General features: G+C 69.9%; 18 protein-coding genes. 1 reads left to right on the top strand and 17 read right to left on the bottom strand.

What is annotated here, in order from left to right:
- Nucleotides 1-21: 21 nt before the first annotated feature.
- The 17 genes from ACFVIU_RS34380 to ACFVIU_RS34300 form a co-directional block, all read right to left on the bottom strand.
- Nucleotides 22-906 carry a type II secretion system F family protein gene (locus ACFVIU_RS34380; RefSeq protein ID WP_385847396.1) on the bottom strand — a complete coding sequence of 295 codons (885 nt, stop codon included), beginning with the start codon at nt 904-906 and terminating at the stop codon, nt 22-24.
- Nucleotides 903-1,856: a type II secretion system F family protein gene (locus tag ACFVIU_RS34375; protein WP_385847395.1), complete on the bottom strand. Its 954-nt coding sequence runs from the start codon at nt 1,854-1,856 to the stop codon at nt 903-905. Before ACFVIU_RS34375 ends, ACFVIU_RS34380 begins: the two co-directional genes overlap by 4 nt.
- Entirely contained in the window at nt 1,853-3,340 is a 1,488-nt protein-coding gene (locus ACFVIU_RS34370; protein WP_385847394.1) for a CpaF family protein, read from the bottom strand. The genes ACFVIU_RS34375 and ACFVIU_RS34370 overlap by 4 nt, the downstream gene beginning before the upstream one ends.
- Nucleotides 3,330-4,154, bottom strand: coding sequence for a hypothetical protein (locus tag ACFVIU_RS34365; RefSeq protein ID WP_385847393.1), 825 nt, complete (start codon nt 4,152-4,154; stop codon nt 3,330-3,332). Before ACFVIU_RS34365 ends, ACFVIU_RS34370 begins: the two co-directional genes overlap by 11 nt.
- Nucleotides 4,154-4,858, bottom strand: a complete 705-nt coding sequence (locus ACFVIU_RS34360) for an SAF domain-containing protein (RefSeq protein WP_385847392.1) — start codon at nt 4,856-4,858, stop codon at nt 4,154-4,156. The genes ACFVIU_RS34365 and ACFVIU_RS34360 overlap by 1 nt, the downstream gene beginning before the upstream one ends.
- Before the next feature lie 22 nt (nt 4,859-4,880).
- A complete protein-coding gene (locus ACFVIU_RS34355) occupies nt 4,881-5,780 on the bottom strand; it encodes an ATP/GTP-binding protein (protein WP_385847391.1) in 900 nt (299 codons plus the stop codon).
- Nucleotides 5,726-6,325 carry a hypothetical protein gene (locus ACFVIU_RS34350; protein ID WP_385847390.1) on the bottom strand — a complete coding sequence of 200 codons (600 nt, stop codon included), beginning with the start codon at nt 6,323-6,325 and terminating at the stop codon, nt 5,726-5,728. The genes ACFVIU_RS34355 and ACFVIU_RS34350 overlap by 55 nt, the downstream gene beginning before the upstream one ends.
- A gap of 619 nt (nt 6,326-6,944) precedes the next feature.
- Complete coding sequence (locus ACFVIU_RS34345; protein ID WP_385847389.1) at nt 6,945-9,575, bottom strand: ATP/GTP-binding protein; 2,631 nt, start codon at nt 9,573-9,575, stop codon at nt 6,945-6,947.
- Nucleotides 9,551-9,853: a hypothetical protein gene (locus tag ACFVIU_RS34340; RefSeq protein WP_385847388.1), complete on the bottom strand. Its 303-nt coding sequence runs from the start codon at nt 9,851-9,853 to the stop codon at nt 9,551-9,553. The genes ACFVIU_RS34345 and ACFVIU_RS34340 overlap by 25 nt, the downstream gene beginning before the upstream one ends.
- Nucleotides 9,854-10,200: 347 nt before the next feature.
- Nucleotides 10,201-11,319, bottom strand: a complete 1,119-nt coding sequence (locus tag ACFVIU_RS34335) for an NlpC/P60 family protein (protein ID WP_385847387.1) — start codon at nt 11,317-11,319, stop codon at nt 10,201-10,203.
- A gap of 35 nt (nt 11,320-11,354) precedes the next feature.
- Nucleotides 11,355-14,135 carry a hypothetical protein gene (locus tag ACFVIU_RS34330; protein WP_385847386.1) on the bottom strand — a complete coding sequence of 927 codons (2,781 nt, stop codon included), beginning with the start codon at nt 14,133-14,135 and terminating at the stop codon, nt 11,355-11,357.
- 2 nt (nt 14,136-14,137) lie between these two features.
- Nucleotides 14,138-14,482, bottom strand: a complete 345-nt coding sequence (locus ACFVIU_RS34325; RefSeq protein ID WP_385847385.1) for a hypothetical protein — start codon at nt 14,480-14,482, stop codon at nt 14,138-14,140.
- A complete protein-coding gene (locus ACFVIU_RS34320; protein ID WP_385847384.1) occupies nt 14,479-17,172 on the bottom strand; it encodes an ATP-binding protein in 2,694 nt (897 codons plus the stop codon). Before ACFVIU_RS34320 ends, ACFVIU_RS34325 begins: the two co-directional genes overlap by 4 nt.
- A complete protein-coding gene (locus ACFVIU_RS34315) occupies nt 17,169-17,750 on the bottom strand; it encodes a hypothetical protein (RefSeq protein ID WP_385847383.1) in 582 nt (193 codons plus the stop codon). Before ACFVIU_RS34315 ends, ACFVIU_RS34320 begins: the two co-directional genes overlap by 4 nt.
- Nucleotides 17,747-18,088: a hypothetical protein gene (locus tag ACFVIU_RS34310; protein ID WP_385847382.1), complete on the bottom strand. Its 342-nt coding sequence runs from the start codon at nt 18,086-18,088 to the stop codon at nt 17,747-17,749. Before ACFVIU_RS34310 ends, ACFVIU_RS34315 begins: the two co-directional genes overlap by 4 nt.
- Nucleotides 18,085-19,017: a conjugal transfer protein gene (locus ACFVIU_RS34305; RefSeq protein WP_385847381.1), complete on the bottom strand. Its 933-nt coding sequence runs from the start codon at nt 19,015-19,017 to the stop codon at nt 18,085-18,087. Before ACFVIU_RS34305 ends, ACFVIU_RS34310 begins: the two co-directional genes overlap by 4 nt.
- Nucleotides 19,018-19,671: 654 nt before the next feature.
- Complete coding sequence (locus tag ACFVIU_RS34300; RefSeq protein ID WP_385847380.1) at nt 19,672-20,250, bottom strand: TetR/AcrR family transcriptional regulator; 579 nt, start codon at nt 20,248-20,250, stop codon at nt 19,672-19,674.
- An 88-nt stretch (nt 20,251-20,338) separates the two neighbouring features.
- On the opposite strand from ACFVIU_RS34300, the gene ACFVIU_RS34295 reads away from it, so the two are divergent.
- Nucleotides 20,339-20,910: NAD(P)H-binding protein (locus ACFVIU_RS34295; protein WP_385847379.1), on the top strand; the 572-nt coding region annotated here is incomplete at its 3' end.

Genomic DNA, 20,910 nt, shown 5'->3' with positions numbered 1-20,910 from the left:
GCGTTGAACGAGTCGGGATGCTTAAACGGTGAGCATGCGGATCACGGCGGGGAAGGCCATCAGCAGCATCACCAAGACGGCCAGGAGGGCTCCCGGCGCGGTCATCTTTTCGCTGGCCGCGTTCGCCTCGGAGGCCTGGTCGGCCAGCAGTTCGGCGTTGAGTGCCGCAGTGCGGGCCCGCAGCGCCTTGTAGACGGCGGCACCGTCAGTGGCCGAGCCGCGCATGATGTCGGCGACGTCGTCCAGGACGGGCAGGTCGTACTGGGCGGACAGGTCCGCGAGCGCCTCGTAGGGCGGGATCTTCTCCAGCCGGGCCCGGCGCAATGCGCCCTGCAGATACAGGAAGGGCCAGCCCTCGCCGACGGAGGCGGCCTTCTCCAGCGCTTCGGCGGGGCCCGCGTCGGCGGCCCGCTTCAGCGCGACCAGGTCGAGGTAGGCGGACAGGGCGTGCGCGAACTCCTCCCGCGCTCGCTTGGCCTGGTCTCGCACGGCCAGATCGGGCGTGATGAACAGCAGGGCTGCGACGAGGAGTCCGACGCCGGCGGGCACGTAGAACGGCAGGCCCACGCCGGCGATGACCCACGGAATAGTCGCGATGACCGGGCAGAGCAGACCCAGCGCAGCGAGCGCGGTCTTCTTGAGCATGAACTGGCCCGGCCCCTGGCCGAGCAGGGCCAGGTTCGTGGTGGGCACCCTCACGCCGGGAAGCCGCTCAAGGCGGGCCAACAGCCACCGGCCCCACACCTCCTCGCGGTCCAGCTCCGGCTCCGGAATCGTCAACATGCCGGGCGCACTCCGCTGGAGAGCAGGCCCCAGCGCCGGCTGGGGCGGCAGCAGTTCCCGGATCAGCAGCGCGACACCGGCACCGACCGTGCCACCAGACACGACAACGGGAAGCAGGTTCACGGCGCGGCCCCCTCCGGCTCGCGGGCGGCGACCGGCACGTCCGGCTCCGACACGGCCGTAGGCAGCCGGACGGTGCTGGTCGGGTCGGTGACCAGGAAACGGGGAATCCGGCGGAAGGAGCCCAACTGGCGCATCAAGGCGAGCACTCCGACAAACCCCGCCGTCAGGAACGCGAGGACGAGCTGGCCCAGCAGCGTGGAGTACGGCTCCGTGTACGACGGCACCAAGAACCCCGCCACCACCACGCCCACGGTGATGATGGTCATCCACCGCACGGTAGTGCGGGGCTTGGCCCGGTCCGCCTCGATGGCGCGCTTCTTGGCGACCTCCTCGCGGACAGTGCCCGACAGATCCTCCAGCGCCTGCGCCAGGCCCGGACCACGGTCGTTGACCGACAGGATGAGCGCCGCGACCACCTTGTCCGCGGTGACATCGTCCAGTTCATCGGCGAACGAGCGCAGCGCCAACTCCGGCCGCCACCCCAGGCGCAGCCGGTCGGACAGATTGATGATCTGCGGCGCGAGTTCGTCCGGCGCGCCCTGACGGCTGGTCATCATGGCCTGCTCAAGACCCATGCCCAGCCGCAGCAGACCTGCCAGCCGCTGCGTCCACTCACTCAAGGCCTCCAGCTGCCCGATGCGCTCCTGCGCCATCTGCGCCGGGGTGATCAGCCAGGGGACACCGATGACGGCCGAGCCCAGCAGCGCACCGCCGACGAAGTTCCCCGACACCAGCCACACCGCTACGAACACCACGACAGCCGCGACCAAGAGGGTCCGCCGCCGCAGGCGGGCGTCCTCGCTCTGGTTCTTCCCACCGCGCATGGCCGCCTTGAAACGCACGTGCAGCGGGGCCCGGCGCGGGGCTGTGGTGCCCACGACACCGGCGACGACACCGATCAGCCCGCCCACCACGGCCATCCCGCACAGCAGCCCGAACAGCAGCGTCATCGGCTTACCCCCACCCTCAGAGGCAGCGGCGCCGGCCAGGCCCCATACGGCTGCTGCAGCAGCGACGAGTCGAAACCGACGCGGCGCAGGTCGTCGATGCAGCCCGGGTCCATTCTCGGCACCGCCCGCAGATCACCGAACTCGCGGCCGGGGGAGAAGATCTCGTTGGTGGCGGGCCGGCCGTTCTCGCCGATCCCGGTCAGTTCCAGGACGTGGGAGACGTACCGGTGGCGGCGGCCGCCGATCTGCGTCTCGTCCGTCATATCGACGTAGACGATGAAGTCCAGGCCGTTGGCAGTCTGCCGGTAGGCGAGCTGTTCGGACAGATTCTCCTGGGCGAGCGCGTACAGCTCGGCGATCCGGTCGAAGATGATGTCCGGCCGCCGCGCGTGAATGGTGCACAGGTTGCCACCGGAGCCGTTGGTCAGCGCCTGCATCATCGCGACGACCTCGGGGCCGCGGACCTCGCCGACCACGATCCGCTCCAGCGACATCCGCAGCGCCGGATGCATCAGATCCAGCAGCGTGACCTCGCCGGCGCTGCGCCCGGTGACGTCCTTCTCCCCGTTGGACTCACGGCCGACAAGGGACACAACCTGCTTGTGGTAGCCGTTGGCGTGGCAGAACAGCTCGTCCTCGGTCTGGATGGTCGCGAACCGGCACTCCGGGTCGAACTCCTTGAGCATGGCCCGCAGCAGCGTGGTCTTCCCGGCCTTCTGCTTCCCCGCGATCATGATGTTCTTCTCGGCGCGCACGCACGCCCCGAGGAACTCGCGCAGGATCGGGTCGATGGTGCCCAGACGGACCAGGTCGTCGAGGTCGGCGTGGGAGACCCGGTGCCGGCGGATGACCGCATACGTCATCGGCCCGAGTCCGGTGATGGCTTGCAGACGGGAGCCGTCCTGCAGTGACAGGGCAAGGGTGGGGTTCGCGGTGGAGATGGTGCGCTCGCTTTGGCCGGAGCCCCGGGCCAGCTCCCGCAGCAACTCGAGCAGTTCCTCCTCGGAGTCCGCGATCGGGCCGACCCGGCGGCGTTCGCCGTCACCGTAGTCGAGCCATACCTCGTTGGGGCCCTGGATGATGATGTCCTCGACCCGTTCGTCGTCCAGGTACGGCTGGAGCCGGCCAGCTCTGAACAGCAGGTCGTACACGGCGCGCCGCAGCGCTTCGTCTTCCTGCGGCGTCATCGCCTGGGCGTCCGACCACAGAGCGACCGCCTCGGCGATCCAGTTCAGGCAGCGCTGCTCCTCGCTGGCCCCGTCCATGTCGGGCTTGGCCTTGAGCAGTTCCTCGCGCTGCTTGGCGACCTGGGACGCGATCTCCCGGGCCACTCGGTAGTCGACGGTGATCTGCGGAACGGCCGTGCCGAGTACCTGCGGACTCGAGGCGGCACCGGCAGGCCGCGACGCGACGCTGGCCTGCTGCGCCCACTCCTGGGGCGGCGGAGCCACTGTGGGGTCAGGGTGTAGGGGCCTAGCGTGCATGGGTCACCTCCCCGCCTGCTGCACGCAGGCGTGGATCGAGACGGGCCCGGCGCATGGCGGCCCGCTGAGCAAGCAGCGCACTGCCCGTTCGGGCGGCCTTCATCAGCGGCGACTTGGTGAAGTGGCGGGGCTGTTCGGCACCGTCGGACAGCACCCGGGCATCCTTCGGCGCGTACGGCAGGGTGGCGATCACCGGCACCTGCAGAACGCGCTGTACTTCACCTGCGGGATACGGGCCTTCGTTGACCATCAGCACGCTCACGTCGCCGACCCGCTCTTGAAGGGCACGTACCCGGCCCTCTGCGGCCTGCAGACAGCGCAGGGTGTTGCGGACCACCACGCACACGGCGTCGGCTTGCTCTGCCAGCACTCCGGAGGGCCCGTAGGCGCCGCGACGACCGAGGTCGATGAGGACGTCGTGGCCGCTCTCCGCTTCGATGCCACGGAACATCTGCGCGAGGATCTTCCAAACCTGGCCCAGGCTTGCTGCCTGTGCGGGGTCGGTGATGCCGGGCAGCAGCAGCCGGTTGCGCGGGGATTCGGTTTTGCCGTCGTCGCTGCTGAGGTCGATCAGCTGCCGCCAGAACGCGTCGCTGAACTCGCCCTTGCGGGCAGCGACCGAGAGGTTGCGCAGCCCGTACCGGTCGCCGAGCGTGCCTTGTAGCAGGCCGTGCAGCACGGCTCCGCCGTCCGGATCGCACTCGGCCAAGATCATCCGCCGTCCCGCCTCCAGCGGCCACGACAGCAGCAGAGCCAGCGCGCTCGTGGTCACGCCGGGCGCGCCGCTGCAGCCTGCGAGCGCGATCACAGCCATCAGTTACCGTCCGGGGCAGCAAGGACCAGGTGCAGGGCGCCGGCCGCCTCCCACGCGGCGGCAGTTGGGCCGTCGGTAGCAGAGGTGGCGACGTCAACGACCACGATGCCCGTACCGGGGGCGGCGCCGGACGCCTTCACCACCCGGCCGTTGATGGTCTGCGGAGCAGCGTCGGACGTCTTGCCGGTATCTGCCGTGCCCTCGGCAGGGACGTGCACCAGCTGGACCTTCTGGCCCGGGACCAGCGCGGTGGCGGGAATCTGCTTGGGCTCCAGGCCGACAGGCACCAGCTGCTCGCCGGCTTTGACGAGGTTGTCCTTCGTCACCTGTGAGGGGGTGAGGAGGGAGCCGGGCTTGAGTTCCACGGCTGCCCGCTTGCCCACCACTGACTTCAGGTCGTCGGCGCGCACCGCCTTGACGGCCGGGTCCAGGGCGATGGACGCCTTGCCGAGGTCGTCCTCGGTGAGGACCTGGCCGACCTGGACGTCCCGGACCACGGTCACGACATCCGTGCGGTTGCCGACCTGGAGCAGCAGGACGGCAACACCAGCGCCGCCGGCGGCAATCAGCGCCAACGACAGGGCGATGATCCCCGGGCGTCGCCTGCGGGCCGACACTCGGGGCGGCGCCACCGGTGTCGCCACGTGTCCCTGCTGGGGGAGGCCGTTCGGGGTTGTGCTTACTCGTTCTTCGGTCTTGCTCAACGTTTTTGTCCTTCCGGCGGCGTTACCTGACGACCTGGACTTCGCCGACCGCCACCTGCACGTTGGTCTGCCGGACCTCGGTGAGCTGGCCGGCCTGTCCGCCGCCCTGCCAGTTGATCGTCCACGTCGAGGTCGCGGTCACAGGGAACTTGCCGTTCTGGGCACCGGCCGAGGTCTTGGCGTAGACGTGTCCGCAGGTAGGCGACTGGGCCATGCCGTCGGACGACGTGTAGGGGGTGCCTGGCCCATTGCACGTAACGGAAGCACCGTCGCCCATCGTCCACACGATCTTCGATACCTTCGCCGTCGCAGTGACGGTGATGCCGCCTGCTGTGGCTGAGGCGGTGTTCGGGCCGTACGTCGTGGGGCTCTCCTTGACCCACATCCACATCGGGACACCCACGGTGTACTTCCCGGCCGCGCGCGGGCTGGCGATGTCCGGGCCCAGCAACGTCATGGAGTCGACCGCACGCTGAGCCAGCTTCCGAGGATCGACCTGGGGCACAGGAGGCTGACCTGCTGGGACGACGACGAAGCCGTCCGGGTTGTTTTGACCGCCGTCTGTGCACCCGTAGAAGTACAGGTCGTTCTTCTTCGGGTCGGCGCCCTTCCAGCCTGGCCATTCGGCCGGCGGCTTCGGATCGACCTTGGTGTACTTGCAGTCCGTCTTGCTGCCGCCACTGTCGCTGCCGTCTTGCGAGCCGCCTGCCTGCCCGCTGCTGCCCCCGGTTTCGTCCCCCACGTTCACGTTGACGCAGAACTTGATGACCTGGCACTTTCCGGCACCAACGTGGGGGTCATCGTGGGCGTGCGCGACACCCGCCGAGGCCAGGGCGAGGGCACCGGTGAGTGCGGCCAGGCGCCGAGCTAGCAGGGCTGATCTTGAGCGGTCAACTTCGTGACCATCCACTTCGTCCCCCACTTTTCAAGCGTTGCGGTGCTGACGTATTTGATGAGCCGCGTCGTGGGCAGCGGGACCTTCTTCTTCGAGGCCTTGTCGATCAGCGTCCAGTGCGTCGTGTCGATGCAGTCCGTCACCGTGGCCGTCGGAATCTTGGTGCTGGTCACCTTGACGACCTTCGGATGGATCAGCGGCTTGCCGACGGTTACCTGTCCAGCCTTCCGCATGACCTCAAGGTCGTGCTCGATATCGAACAGGGCCCTCAAGGTGGTGTTCTTCTTCAGGTCGGTGCCCGCCGAGGATGCCTTGCTGTAGGCCTTGGTCTGTGCATCCCAGGAGCTGGTGTACGCCGCGAGAACAGCGGCGTCGACGGCGTCGACAGTGGAACTGGGTGCTGGCGAGACAGCCGTAGAGGTAGAGCTGGGCTTGGACGACGTGTCCGCATCGTTGCCGCTACACCCAGCCAGCACCAGCAAACTTCCGGTGAGGAGCAGCGCGGTTGCGTGCTTCCGGGTGCGAACAGGGTCGTACTCGCGCCCCGCTGAGCGCTGCTGTGTAGCTTTCACGTTGCCTCCCCGTACGACGCGGTGCGGTCGACCGCAACCCTCGGCCTCCGACGTGCGGTGGGCCAGAACCGCGGCCTGGTCCAACTGCGGTGATGCGTTTGCGTGATCGCAAGATTACGCATATGACAGCCAACTTCCCAGCTCGATACGTCAGTTCACTCGTACAACTCGGGACGTACCCGGTCACTTTCGGAACGAAAGTCGATCTGTAGTTCTGTGTCTTCGCTCGTCGCGCCAGCACACCTCGGGACGTGATCGCCGGACCGAGCGGACCACTGCTGTGGGTGAGAACGAGATCTCCACGCGCCGGTTCTTCCCGCGGCGGGCCCGGTGGCGTCCCAGGCCAGACCACTGGATGCCTTCCGCCGGGGCGCGTCATGCAAGTGAGTTGCGGGGTCAAAGCTCAGCCCACGAACGAGGCTCGTCGCCGGCCAGCGGCACCTACACCTCAGAGGTGGGGCTGTACTTGTCCAGGAGCGATCGGGCCACAGCAGTACATGTAGCTGGTTGGTCGTCGCCATGCGGTGTTGGGCGAGCGTGGCCAGGAGCTGATGCTTGAGGGGCTCGACGGGGCTGGGCGTGAAGCCCCCCGCGGCATGCTCGGCGGTCGGGGCGGTGATCAGTTCCATTCGTTCTCCTTCGACAGGCGGACCGCGGCGGCGTCGGCAGGGGCGTGCGCGGCGAGGAAAGCGGCAACCCGGCCGAGCTGCTGGGCGGCGCGGTCCGTGAGCGTCTCCAGCGGGAGCGCCTGGGCGTTGGCCTGGGCGGCTCTCTCCAGTGCACGGGCCTGCTGAGGGCGGGCCTGGGCGGCGAAGACGTCGTCGAGATGGGGCCCGCGCAGCCGGACAGGCCCGACGCGGCGGCCATGCACGTTCATGGAGACGTAGTGCTCGAAGCGCTCCATGGTGGCGACCCGGTCCGGGCTGGGGTCATCGCCCCACTCGGCGGTGATCGGTGCGATCGCGGACTTCGACCCCGCGGTGGTGGCCAGCGTGGACGCGTTCTGCACCAGGGACAGACGCACCGGTTGGGGAAGGCGGGACACCAGCTGGGTCATGCCATGGACGTGGCACTTGTACTTACGCAAGTCCTCGAACATCGAGGCGATCGTCTCCGGGGCCGCACCAGTCAGGGTGATCAGCTCGTCGAAGTACGGGCGGAACGGCACCCGCTTCTCCTCCGGAGTATCACGCCGTGAACGCGCGGCCCGCAGCAGATCGCGGGCGAGCAGCGCGGTCAGCAGGCGGTCGGTGGGCCCGTTGCCACCTGGGCACACCCACACGATCATCCGGGAGTCCATCGCCGCGCGGATGTTGTAGACGCCAGCCGGCTGGCCGAGGAAGGCACGGGTGACCGGGTTGGCGGCCAGGCGGGCGATCGGGTTGAGGACGACGGCGAACGCGTCGGGCGGAAGAGTGGGGAACACCGACTGCCACCACGCGCGGGTCTCCTCGTCCAGTCGGTCCGCCACCGCAGCGAGCGCTGCCCTGCGGAGGCCGGCGTCGGTGAGCAGAGCCCGCACGTGGAAGATCGTGGCCTGGTCCTCAGGCCGGCCGGCCTGGCAGGCCGCCTCGTTGATGGCGACCAGCACGGTGAGCGCGGCGGTGAGGATGGTCAGTGCCCGCGGAGCGGTCGCATCGTCCCACGCCAGTGCCGCGGCGTAGGCGTCGGCGATCGCCTCGACGACCTCGTGCGCCGCCTGCCCGTGATGCATTCCGAGCGGATTCCACGAACTCACCCGCGGATTCGCACCCAGCCCGTTGAGGTCGACCAGCGCGACCCTCGGCATCAAGTCGTCATGAGCCAAGAACGGCAGGGCCCGCGGCCAGGAGTCGCGGTGCGGGTCGACGAAGACCAGCCCGCCGCCGGCGTGGGCCCAGCCGATCGCCTGCGCCAGGGCGCGCTCCGTCTTGCCGCCGCCCGCCTTGCCGACTCCCACCTCGAACAGAGTCTCCTCGGCGTAGGTCGCGACCAGCCGCTCGCGGCCGTCCGGGCCCCGGTAGATGCCCTGCAGCAGCAACTGAGGATCTCCGAAGGCGAAGGTCGGCAGGTCACCGGCGAGCACCGGCAGACGACAGTGCACGGTGGGGGGTTTGAGCAGGCCCGTCAGCTCCTCCAGCCTGACCCAGTTCGCTCGCGGCGGCTGGCAGTGCCCCAGCTCCCAGCGCCGCTCGAAGCCTTTCCGGGTGGGCCAGTGGTCGGCTCCGATCCGCCACGGCCCCAGCCGCCAGCCACGCATCGCCCACCTCGAGCGGCCACCGAACACGTCCAAGGCGGCCTGCAGTTGGGCGAGCCGGGCCTGGGCGCGGCCCTCGGTGTTCGAGGCACACATCACCAGCAGCTGCACGCGCACCAGGTGCTCGTCCTCAGCGAGCTTGCCCAGCGCCTCGGCCGGCTCGACCCGCCGCGGCACCGGCGGCATCACCAGCCGCCGCCCGGCACCGGTAGCGGGCTTGTCCGAGAGCAGCTGCTGCAGCTGCCAGCCCAGGGAATCCTCGATACCAGAGGCGTCCTGCCGCAACCAGCGCGCAGCCCGCTGGGCCTCCCGGCGTTCCGACCGGCGCGCGGCACCCATCAGCTGCAGGCGGCGCGCCCGAAGCGCCCACTTGGGGGCTCGCTGGATGTCGAGCCGGATCTCGGCGAGGTCACCGAGCTCGGCGCGAAGGTCGGCAACGGCATCGACCAGAGGCTGCAGCGGATCAGGCTTGAGCGGCACCTCACGCAGCGGAGCGATTAGCTTGCCCCGAAGAATGAACTCCGCCCGCACGGTGTGCGCCCGCGGCTTGTCGACGATCGGCCGCGCCCGGTTGACGGTCACGTCCGGACCGAACGGCGTGATCGACAGCAACCTCTCACCACCTGCCGGGCCCTCGATCCGGTAGCGCAGCGGCGCACTGCCGTCTGCGCGCAGCCGGATCTGCACCGCCTTCGACCGGCGGGGCGCCCACCAGGGCATGGCCGTGGACGCACGTGCGAGCTGGACACCGCGCCGGAAGATCTCCTCCAGACTCGGGTCGAAATGCCGGGTGGAGATGAGCTCCAATGCCATCCGCTGCGCCGAAGCCTTGGCCGCGAGCCTGCGTACCACCCACTCGCCCACCCCACAGCACACGGTGATGGTCAGCGCGAGCACGTACCAGTGGTCATAGAGCCAGTCGGCGGCGTCAACCAGGCCGGTGACCAGGCTGAGTACCTGACCAGCTGCCGAATCATCGGCACGGTCCGTCAGGTGCGGGGCTGAGGAGTCCACGTCGCTGCTCCCCTCTTCGAAGTCGTTCGGTTGAAGTGCCAGTCGCTGATGCGGAGGTCGGTGAAGGTGCCGCCCCGGTCCGTGCCGGCCCACACCAGATGGACCACCGCCTTGTCCGGGCTGCCGTCCCGGCGGGCGATCGCAGCCTGGATGCGGAAACGCGCAGTGGCGAACGCCGGAGCCACCGCCGGGTGTGAGGCGGGGAACACCGTGGGCCACTTCGCGCGGCCGACGCCTGTGGCGTCCGCGCGCAGCAGCGAGCGGCCGCCAGCGAGCAACTCCCGTTCGTCGTCTACGGGAAGGTCGGCGGGCCAGGACTTTTCAAGGGAGCGCTGGATGGCCCGGTCGCCAGCCGGTCCCTCGCCGTGGGGCGGAAGCGCAGGCTCGGGGGCCGACGGCGTCGACAACGCGGATGTAGTTGATGCCGGGGAAGGCGGCCTGGGGTCGGTCGGCTGCCTGGCGGGGGGCATGGCAGCCGTTGACGGATCCGTGGCTGCGGGGGCGGCCGATGCCGTTGCCGGGGCCGGCGGCTGGCCGTGCGGCACGCCCAGCAGGGCGACGCCACCGATGGCGGCGAGGATGACGGTGCTCAGCGCCAGCAGCCGCGGAGAGCGCGGGGGCGTGGTCACAGCAGACGCGCTCCCCCCGCATAGCCGGACATGGCGTTCACTGAGTCCAGCCGGACGACGGTGCCGGGGCGGGCGGCATTGATCATTTGACCGCCACCGGTGTAAATGCCGACGTGATAGATCGTGGAATCGCGTCCGGGGGCATAGGCATAGAAGACGAGGTCGCCCGGTTTGAGGGCGCCCGTGCCGAGGCTGGCCGGGATCCGCCGGCCACGACCGGCCTGAGCGGCCGCGGTGCGCGGCAGGCTGATGCCAACCCTGGCATACGCGTAGGTTGTGAGCCCCGAGCAGTCGAAGCCCTTGACGCTCGCACCGCTCTTGCCGCTGGGGGAGCAGCAGATCCCGTACGACGGGCCGCTCGCGTTGCCACCGCCCCATGAGTACGGCACACCCTGCTGAGAGCGCGCGGCCTCGATGACGGTGCGAACCTTCCCGGACACGCTCTTCAGATCGGGGCCCTTGGCGGCCGCCGTGTACTGGTCGATCCACCCCAGCACGTTCGCCACGTACTCCTCGGAGTGGTTGTACTGCAGGATCGCGGCCTTCAGCTGCGATCGATTCCTCAGGTCACGGCCGCCTCCGCAGAGGTAGACCGCGGCGCCGAGGGCGGCGTCGTCAGCGTTGTGCGGGTCGGCGATCTTGTCGCCGTTGCCGTCTTTGCCGACTCCCTCCCAGGTGGAGGGCAGGAACTGGAAGGGGCCGACGGCACGCTCCCCGTTCGCGGTGCCGTCCCACTTGCCGCCGTCCGTGTCGGGGACGACCGTGGTGTTGCCGCCCTGGCCGGAGCCGTCGAGGAGCACCCCGTAGATCTTCGGACGGATGTCGCCGTTGTCGGCGATGTTCCTGCCGATGGCGTGGTTGGACTCGACCTTGGCGACCCCGGCGAGGATCGGCCAGCGCATGCCCTGGCACTTCGGCGCGTACTTTCCGACCTGCTGCACCGCCTGTTTGTAAGCGGTCAGCATCCGAGCGGGGATGTCGGCGGCGCTGCCGCCTTCGGCGATTCCGCCGTCGTCTGGCTCCTGTGCGCCTGCCTTCAGCGCGACGTACGCGCTGATCGCGTTGCCGACCGGTGCGGCACAGCACACGGCAGCGAACATCAGCAGACCCACCATGCACCCCCACCGCCTCACGCGACGTCCCGGCGGCTTCACTCGTCCTCACCGTCCTCGTCGCGCCGCTGGGCCCGCTCCCGGCGCAGGCGTTCGGCCTCCGGCGCGGTCCTGCGCATCAGCTCCTGCATCCGGGCCCGTGCCTCCTCACGCGCTCGGTCGCGGGCGCTCCTGCCTCCGGGGAGAACGGGGCCGCCCAGATCGGCACGAGACCGCGGCGCAGGGCCTTCCCGGCGCGAAAGCGGTGCCGGTGCTGGCGTTGCCGACGGACCGCCCGCCGGCGGGGCCGGCCGCGCCGGGGCAGAGGCCGGACGCCCCGAAGGACGACCGGACGGCGCAGGCGTTGCCGGGCGGGGAGCAGCAGCCGGAGTGGCTGCGGTCGGCAGGCGGCGGCCGGCGAACGGGCCGGGGCCGCCGCGGTCGTCGGTGTGCTCCCGCATGACGCGGGAGACATGCCGCCCTGCGTCGGCCCAGGCACGGCCGTCCTCGCGCACGGTGTTGCCCCACACGCGCACCTGCTGGCGGGCATCCTGGGAGTAGCGCGAGGCCCCCGACCGAGCACGGCGCACATTGGCCGGCAGGCCGACCGTCGCCCCGTACGCCGCCCGGCCGCCGCGGTGCAGGATGCGGTAACCGCGGAAGCGCACCAGCCGGTTGTGGGCCCGGGTCGACAGCAGCGTGCGATCGGTGTTCTGGTCGTGCAGCACCTGGCCGGTGCTGCGGTCGACGACCTGCCCCTGCTCGTTGCGATACCGATCGGGCGGCCCAGAGGGGCGACGCGGCCCTGTGCCGCCAGGACCACCGTCCCCGCCGTCCGACGGGCCGCCCGCCCCCAGGTCCCCGTCGGCGGTGGGCTTGCGCCACTTGGCCAACTGCTCCCTGTCCGGACGGCGCCCGATCAGCAGCCAGTGCGCGCCCAGCCCGCCGAGCCGGGCGCCCAGCCCGCCCGCGGCCGCGGCCGCAGTGAGCGGGGCCAGACCGCGGCTGGCCTCAGCGGCGGCATCGGCGAGGATCCCGCCGGTGTCCAGCGGCATGCCTGCACCGTCGACCAGAGACGTGAGCGCGCCCATCAGCCGCTGACGGGTACCGAGCACCCCGAACCTGCCGCCACCCGCGCCGGTGAAGGCGCGCAGCCCTGCGCCGTATCCGCCCATCGTGGCGGGGGAGTTCATGGCGAGTGCGGCGCCGAGCTCGGAGGTGTCGCCGGGCATGTGGGTGCCGCCGACCTTGGCGTAGCGCATGCGCATGGCCATCCGCCGACCGAAGGAGGTGATGGATGTCAGGAGCCTGCGGTGCCCAGCGGCTCCGGCGATGGCGAGGACATCAATCAGCAGGATCCGCTCCACCATCAGGTCGGGCCCGTTCGTGATGGTGGCGTCGACTGCGATCCCGAAGAACGGGATGAACGCGCAGATTGCGACCACGGCCAGAACCGCGATGCCCCACAGGGACAGCCACTTCCACACGCTCTGACGTGCGGGACCGGGCAACATCCCGGCGACGAAGGTGACGCCACCCGCAGCCGCGGCCGCCACGCAGACGCCCTGGGTACCCAGGAGCACGATCGCGCTGGAGAGCAGCATGCCGCAGATGAACAGCGCCGCGATGAGCAGCAAGGCGGCACCGCCGACCCGCCACCAGGTCGGCTTCTCCGCGTACGCGGCACAGGACTTTCCGACCGGGCCGGCTCTCTTCATATCCTCGAGAAAGGCGGCGAAGGCCTGGTCCTCGTCGGTGATGACCGCGTTCCGGGCGTTCAGCAGGTCGTCGCCCGATGTCAGGGACGGCAGGTTGTCCCTGACGGGCAGACCTTGGTCCCTTTCGCAGTACTTCTTCGCATCACCGTGGATCAGGCTGCAGGTGTCCTCGGCCTTCTTCCTCTGCTCACAGGTGGACCGCATGGGCGGCGTGAGCGAGTCGCAGTCGCCGTTCGCAATGTCGCGGTCGGCGCTGTACCAGCCAGTGATCCACCTCAGGTGGACCGCGTAGGCCTTGGCATCGGAAGGCTTGGACGGATCGAGGATGCGCCCGTATTCCAGCAGCATGAACGGCTTGACGACCAGTGCGTTGGTGATCGAGTCCTGTAGGGGGCGTGCTACGTCCTCGGCGGTGACCGGTTTTTCACTCGCCCGCTGTTCGCACTTGATCTCCGCGCTGCCGGCCATGCCGTCGCAGGGGCTCTTGCTGCCGACCTTCCCGCCCCAGTTGTACGAGTTGACCGACTGCTGGGCCACGCCAGCAGCCACCTGCTGCGCCTGACCGAGCGGGCCCTCCTGGGCGAGCAGGTAGTCGGGACGGACGAACGCGGACGCCGCGAACGCCGCGATGAGCAGCGTCAGAAAGATCTCGCCCAGACCGCGGCCGACACGACCCCGCACAATCATGAAACCGGCAAAGACGAACGCCCAGGCCAGCAGCAGGCCCTTCAACCCCAGAGTGTCGACGACTATGCGGTTGTAGGTGTCGGCGGCCTGCTGGGCCGGACGGGTCAGAATCTTCAGCAGTGGGAACCGTAGGGCCGTCTCGACGGACCATCCGGCCAGTCCGACCAGCAGTCGGATCAGTGTGAACAGTCCCGACAGGGCGAATGCCAGGGCCTGGGACTTGAAGGCGATGATGGAGCCGCCCTCCGCGTCCAGCTCGTATGAGTTGATCGGCACCCCCTCGGAGGAGGTGATGTTCAGCGGAGCGAGCAGGTCGCCGGTCTCGCTGTTGCTGCTCGCCGCGTACACCACCTGGGTGTTGACCAACAGGAACACCCCGGTGAGCAGCACCACGAATCCGGCTGAGCGCAGGGTGCCGCGGTCTGGACGAAACATCGTCAGCCCCGCCTCCGCCCGGCCACGCACCGGCGCCGCCAGACCACGAGCGCAGCCACGCCGGCTCCGGTCGGCACCAGCCGCCAGGTCGCGCCTGCATGGTGAGGTCCTGCCACGGAAGCGGTATAGCCGCGCTCGCAGTACGCCTTGGCGCGGCCCACGATGGGCGCGCATCGGTGACCGGCATGGGAGTCGGCGGCGAAGGCTTGCCCGGTGTGCGGCCACCACCCTTCGGGTACGCCGACCTGCAAGGCCAGCACCAGGACGCCGGCGGCCACGGTGATCACGGTGAGGATGCTTGAAGCTGCGGCGATGCGCCGGGAGCGGTCCCAAGAGGAAAGGGTCATCGGCTGTATTCCTTCGGACGGGCATCAGCGGCCTGGCCTGCGATGGGCGCAGACGTGGTCTGCGAGTCCGGGCTCGTGCGTCCTCCCGGTGTGGTGGTGATGGACGAGGCGATGCGCGGGATGCGGGGGATGACGGCTTTGACACGGCCGGTGTTCTGCCGCGGGCAGGTCAGCAGGAACTCCCCCTCCCGGCCCTTGTGCCCGACCGGAGACAGGCCGGTGGTTACCAGCCGCACCAGCTCTTCGTTGTTCGGGTCGAGCCCGATGAACTCCAGACCGCGGCGGGCTCGCTCACGGTCGGCAGTGCGGGAAAGGGCCCGGTAGGCCATCAGCCCGCGGTCCGGGCCGAGTTCCAGAGCGTCATGGGATGCGCCCAGCAGGCCGGCGCCGTGCTTACGACCGTCGTGAAGGATCTCGTGGACCAGGGCCGTGCCCTCGGCCGAGCTGGTGAGCCAGTACAGCTCGTCCAGCACCACCGCGGTGAACCGCTCGGGATCCTCGAACGCGGTCTGCCGGGCGATCGCGGCGATCAGGTAGAGCACCGCGCGGCCGATCAGTGCCTCCAGCGGCTGCTGGTGCAGGACCTCGGGCTTGTCGAACGCTGCCTTCGGCGGCAGCTTCAGACCGGTCGTGGTGATCACGATCATGTCGGACGTGCTGGAAGCGTCCAGCCGCACCGGCGGCAGGCCCGGGTCGAAGACCATCCGGGCCAGGGTGTTGGTGGCGACGACGCGGATGAGGCCGGCGAGGGTGGCGGCCGCGTCCTGCCGCTTGCCCGTTTCACCGATGGCCATCTCCTCGAGGACCTCCAGGACGCGGTGCATGGAGGGGGCGTTGTCGAGGGCGGCCTGCCCGACAGCGTGGTGGAGGACTTCGCCGCTCGTGCTCATCGGGCCGATGCCGAGTTGCAGGGTGAGGTAGGACAGGGCGTAGTGCCGTCCCTCGGGCCCGGCGAACATCCGAAGTGGGTCGATGGACACCTCGGCCTGGGCGGCGTCGATGATCTGGACACGGCCTTTCGCGGCGGTGCGGGCGAAGGTGGCCCATTCGCGTACAGGGGTGCGGTCGATGCAGATCGCGCAGCCGCCGCGCGCCCACACCGCTTCCGCGATCAGCTTCTGCAGCACGCTCTTGCCCGCGCCCAGATCCCCCACGATTCCCATGGATGCCGAGGCGTCGACCTTGGGTGCATCAGCCACGTTGATCATCACGGGCCGGGTAGTGCCGCAGTCCAGGTCGATGCCGAGGAACATTCCGTTCGGGTCGCCGACTTCGGCCGCGGTGAAGGCACCGGACAGCGCCCAGTCCTCGCTGATCTGGTGCTGGGTGAACTCGCGTACGATGCCGGGCCGTACCGTGCCAGGCAGGCCCAGGGTGAACAGGGCCTCCTGCAGACCGGCCGGGCGTACGGCGCGGTAGTCGGCACCCGCCAGCAGTGCGGCCAGCGCCCGCGCTCTCGCGTCGCAGACGGCGGCGGTCGGTCCCCACACCGTCAGCACAGTCACCGACTGCACCTCGACCTCCACGGATGTGCGGGACAGGCGGGCGTCCAGCTCGCCCAGGTCCCGGGCGGCCTCAGTGAGCGAGGCGGGCATGCCGGTCGGACGGGCGTCGTACTGGTCGGCCTGGTCGATCAACTCCGTCTTCTTGCGGCGCACCTGGTCGCGGGCCTTCTCCGCGGGCACGAGGGTGAGGTCGACGGTGTAGTCGACGGGAAAGTCGAGCGTTTCCAGCTGGGCGAACAGATCAGCGGCGTCCTGGCTGACGGCAGGCGGGCACTCGGCCAGCGCCAGCTGCGCCTGGTAGCCCACTCCTGCGTCGGACTCGATCTGCAGCCAGCGCCGGCCGAGCGGCGAGCCGGTATTCGCTCGCCACCAGGCCGTGCGGCCCGACCGTGTGATGCTGCCCGCGCCCTTGAGCTCGTCGACATCGTCGAGGTCGGGATCGATGCCGCCTTCCTGGAGGCGGACCTGGCCCAGGTCGGCGTAGCTGGGGGAGCGCAGCACACCGTCCTGGAGCTGCCCGCCATACAGCTCGCTGGTCTCGGCCTCGGTCAGCAGCGGCTCCGCCAGGCCGCGGTGGAGAGCGTGCTGGATCATCCACACGATTTCCGCCGGGCGGGCCGGGCGGAAGGCGATCCCGCCCGCGAGCGCGGCCTCCACCCTGGAGGCCTGCTCGCGGTAGGCGCTCACCTCGCGCCGTGCCACCGGTGCCGGGCGCATGCCCAGCATCGGCGCAATCTCGGCCCACGCCGCACCGAGTGTGGCCGACACCTGCATGCCGCCTGCCTCGGGCTGCAGAGGCACGGCCAGCCACAGGGTGCGGCGGTGCATCTCCTGGTCGTCCAAAAGTTCCAGGGTGGCCTCGACGTTCTCCACCCACGGGTGCCGGCCCGCACCGGGTGCGTGCTCGGCCGGCTCGAGGCCCTCGATCATCTTGAGGGCGATCTCGCCCGGGTCGATCTGTGCGCACAGACCGAACAGCCGCGGTGCCCCGGACAGCGAACGCACCAGATGTGTGATCTTGGCGAGCTGTTCGTCGCGGACTGCCGTCGGCACGTACGTGCCCTGGACGGTCTCCTCACGCTGTCCCTGCGCGTCGGGGCCGGGGTGCAGGCGGTATACGGCCCACACGCTGCCGTGCGTCGACCACACCAGGTGCCCGGCGATGTGACGGATCGGAACCCTCATCGCGCACCCCCGTGCTGAGCGAGCGCGAGGAGCTGCTGCACACCCGAGACCGGATCCTCGGCCACGGCAGCAGCGACCGGCTGTGGGCGGCCGGGCAGGGACGAGCGGGCTGGGGCCGGATTCGGTTGCGGCGCCCGGGCTGGACGTCGCTGAACCGCGCGCGATGGAGCGGCCTGCGCAGCGAGGCCGGGCGTGTGGGCGTCCTCGATGGTGAAGCCGCCGAGCAGGGGGTGGGCAGCGCGATCGCGGGCGGCCCGGCCACCGATCCGCCCTCCCCGGGGCTGCCAGAGAAGCAGGACCCAGCCCAAAGCGGCCTGCAGCGGCGCACGGCCGCGGATCTTCGGCCGGCGTACCGCCCAGATGGCCAGCACCCACGCCAGGATGGGCAGCGGGAAGATCCACGACCACCAGCTGATCGTCTTGATCAGCAGGAAGCCGCCGCCGACGGCGAGAGCGATCTGCGCGGGCGTGTAGGGGCCGAGGGGGACCTTCCAGTCGGCTACCTTGCCCAGCACCCAGGGGTGGCGACGGGCTGCGGTGTAGAAGCGGCCCATCCGCGCCGCGTCTGCCGCGCTCACAGCCGGCCTCCGACGCCCGGGGAGTGGTCACGGGAGGAGGGGAGTTCGGACTGGACGATGCCGGGGACGGCGGGTGCGCCCTTGGCCGGGTTCTTCACCTCATCCACGAACATGTTCGCGAGACTGTCCCGGGAGTTGTACAGGCCGAGCGCGATGATCATCAGCAGCAAGGCGCCGATCCCGGCCTTGAGGCTGAACTTCTGAACCATGATGACGACGACCAGGCAGATCAGACCCGCCTGCAGCCCCTTGGTGGCCCAGTCCTTGAACATGTTGATCCACGAGGTGCCGAGGTCGTCCAGCTGCCCGGCGAGCATGAAGCTGTGCACCGTGTTCACCGCGCACCCCCCTCGTGGGCAGTCCCGGACTGAAGCGCCGCGACTTCCCACCGGCCAGAGCGGGCCTTGAGCGTGAGCTCGTAGGCCAGCGGCCACCGGCCGGCGGCGTCCCGGGCTTCCACCGAGGCCAGGACGTGCACCGCCATGCCGTCGGCCGGTACCTTCTCGGCGGCCGCGGCCTCCTCGGTGGCCGATACCTGCTGGACGGTGACCGCCGTGTACGGGGCGGGGGAGACCCGCGCCAACGTCACTCCGGGCGCGAGGTAGCGGTCGACCTCTCCGGCACCCGTCAGGTAGGCGGCGAGGAACTCCCCGACGGCGGAGGACAGACCCCCCTCGGGGACCGTCACGCCGTAACGCGACTTCGGCACCGAGGCGCGGGCCGGACCCGCCACCACGCCGGGCGCACCGGTCACCGTGAACGAGACACCCGCGCCGTCGGCGACCACCGGCACCGCGTAGTACCGCACCGAGCCGTCGGCGTACTGCGCAGCCACCGTCACCGACCACGCATCGCCACCGCGCTGCGCAGTGCGCACCGCCGTCACGGACTGCGGCGCCGGGTGCGCATCGGAGGCGAGGTTGGGCAGGTCGACGCCCGGCGCCATCGACTGCGCAAGCCGCGCCTGCGCACTCGTCTCGTCGCCGGCGCTGCTGTGCAACCAGGCGTTGAGGAACAGCTGCGCATAGCCGCTCGGATCGGCGGTGGCCGCGGCGGTGCGCACCGCCGCGGTCTTGTTCGGCGTAGCCGCCTGGACCGTGGTCGGGGTGGAGGCGACGGCGACGTACAGGGCGATGGGGCCGGCGGCGATGGCGGTCAGCACTGCTACCCGCGACAGGCGTACCCGGCGCCGCATCGACTCCAGTTGGGCGCCTGCCGCCATCGGAGTAGCTGCCTCGCTGTCCGAGGCCTGCTTGCCAGGGGACATGGTCAAACTCCCAGGTCAGAACCGGATGTTGCAGACCTTGAGAAAACCCGCCGGCCCCGACCCGACCACCGACCACCAGACCCCGACCAAAGTCACGATGGGGATACGAAGTCCGTGGTCGGGGTCATGGTCGGTCCGACCACAGGCCCAACCATGGCTGGCCGTAAGCGGACGACGGGACATCGCGACCCGCACGGTCGTCGGACCAGGCGACCGTGGATGCCCACGTGAAGCTCGCCCTACCCCCCCCGGTGATGCGCAGACGGCAGCTCCCAGGACCCTGTCAGGCGCCTGCGCAGTGCCCCATCCGGGATCTGCGCAGCGGAAGCACAGGAACCACGGGATCGATTGCGCAGCCTGACCACGCATGCGACTGCGCAGGATCCTCGGCCGGTTGCGCAGGGCCGGATGCGCACGGCCCGTGGGCCGCTGCGCAGTGATCCTCCGCCAACTTGAAATCACAGGTCAAAGGGCTGGCATGACCGGCTCTCGGAGTGCTCACGCTGGCCGTGGGTGACTGTCTGCGCGGTAGATCATCTGTCAGCGATTGGCTTCGAGGTCTGTCAGGAAGAGCATGGAGTCTCGGAGGCGGTCGACGGGCGAAGTGCCCATGGCGCCGACAGGTTCCGGCCGAAGACAGCCGAGCGGCGTCGATCAACCCAGCGATGCGGTTGCCGCACGCAGCTCTTCCAGGGCTGCCAGTGCATGCGGCGCGAGCCCTTCTGTGTCATCACGATCGCTTTCGGACCACTGGGCGTAGCCTCGCTTGAACGCGAGGACGCCCAGCTCGCCCGCGAGTTGCGCAGTCGCTTCGGGGACGCCGCGGGCGATGAGCGCGGCTGTCATGGCTGCCGCGAGACCGACGCTCTTGAGGGCATCGCGCTCTTGTAGTTCGGTGCTGGCTGCCACGGCTGCTTTGAGGCGGGGGCCGAGTTCGCGGTTCGCTGGTCCCATGGCGCTCGATGCGCGCTCGAGACCGGCTGCTACCGCCTGGAGCGGGCCGGCACTCGCAGGGGCCTCGCTGATGCCGTCGGCGAGCAGCCTGCTGAGCGTTTCCTGGCCGGCGACCAGCAGCTCGCGCTTGTCGGAGAAGTGCCGGAAGAAGGTGCTCTTGGTGACGCCGGCGCGCTCGGCGATCTGCGTCACCGTGGTGGCGTCGTACCCCTGCTCGGTGAACAGGTCGACGGCCGCGACGACGAGTCGCTGGGCCGCTCCCGGTTGCCATCTAGCCATGAGACCAGGATAGGTGATGGGACACCTGTCCCATCACCGTGTAGGGTCAGTGATGGGACAAGAGTCCCATCACTTTCAGGGAGAGCTCATGCATGTCTTCGTCACGGGCGGTACCGGCACCATCGGCTCCGCCGTCGTCGCCGAACTACTCGGCAACGGCCACACCGTTCTCGCACTGGCTCGCTCGGACGGCTCCGCGCAGGCTCTCGAGACAGCCGGTGCCAAGGCGCTGCGAGGGGAACTGGCGGACCTCGACCTCCTGCGGTCCGGCGCAGCGCAGTGCGACGGCGTGATCAGTCTGGCATTCGGGCGCGACTACGGCAGTCCGGACGCTCTCGCGCAGGCCATCGCCGAGGAGAGCGCCGCTCTCACCGTGCTGGGGCAGGAACTGATCGGAAGCGACCGCCCGATCGTCACGGTCTCCGGCACGCCCTGGGTGCCGGGACGTGCCTCTGTCGAGGCCGATCCGCTGCCGACCGACGGACCGGTGGGCGGTCGGGGCCGTTCGGTCAACGCGCTGCTGGACCTCGCCTCGCGCGGTGTGCGCAGCACGGCCGTCCGCATGTGTCCAGGTACTCCTCTGAGTGCACCGCCGAGTACGAAGTTGTGTGCACCACAGCTCAGGCCACGTCGGTGTCCCGCTCGATGGCCTGGAGGCGG

Source organism: Streptomyces sp. NPDC127190, assembly GCF_042672505.1.
Classification (GTDB): Bacteria; Actinomycetota; Actinomycetes; order Streptomycetales; family Streptomycetaceae; genus Streptomyces.
Note: the sequence above shows the minus strand (reverse complement) of the source record. Positions and strands in the feature narration are given on the sequence as shown.

Excerpts from the sequence above, each read along its gene's own strand:
- ACFVIU_RS34370 (WP_385847394.1), bottom strand. The coding sequence starts at position 3,340 with ATGCACGCTAGGCCCCTACACCCTGACCCCACAGTGGCTCCGCCGCCC.
- ACFVIU_RS34300 (WP_385847380.1), bottom strand. The coding sequence starts at position 20,250 with ATGGCTAGATGGCAACCGGGAGCGGCCCAGCGACTCGTCGTCGCGGCC.
- ACFVIU_RS34375 (WP_385847395.1), bottom strand. The coding sequence starts at position 1,856 with ATGACGCTGCTGTTCGGGCTGCTGTGCGGGATGGCCGTGGTGGGCGGG.
- ACFVIU_RS34325 (WP_385847385.1), bottom strand. The coding sequence starts at position 14,482 with ATGACCCTTTCCTCTTGGGACCGCTCCCGGCGCATCGCCGCAGCTTCA.
- ACFVIU_RS34330 (WP_385847386.1), bottom strand. The coding sequence starts at position 14,135 with ATGTTTCGTCCAGACCGCGGCACCCTGCGCTCAGCCGGATTCGTGGTG.
- ACFVIU_RS34320 (WP_385847384.1), bottom strand. The coding sequence starts at position 17,172 with ATGAGGGTTCCGATCCGTCACATCGCCGGGCACCTGGTGTGGTCGACG.
- ACFVIU_RS34305 (WP_385847381.1), bottom strand. The coding sequence starts at position 19,017 with ATGTCCCCTGGCAAGCAGGCCTCGGACAGCGAGGCAGCTACTCCGATG.
- ACFVIU_RS34365 (WP_385847393.1), bottom strand. The coding sequence starts at position 4,154 with ATGGCTGTGATCGCGCTCGCAGGCTGCAGCGGCGCGCCCGGCGTGACC.
- ACFVIU_RS34335 (WP_385847387.1), bottom strand. The coding sequence starts at position 11,319 with ATGGTGGGTCTGCTGATGTTCGCTGCCGTGTGCTGTGCCGCACCGGTC.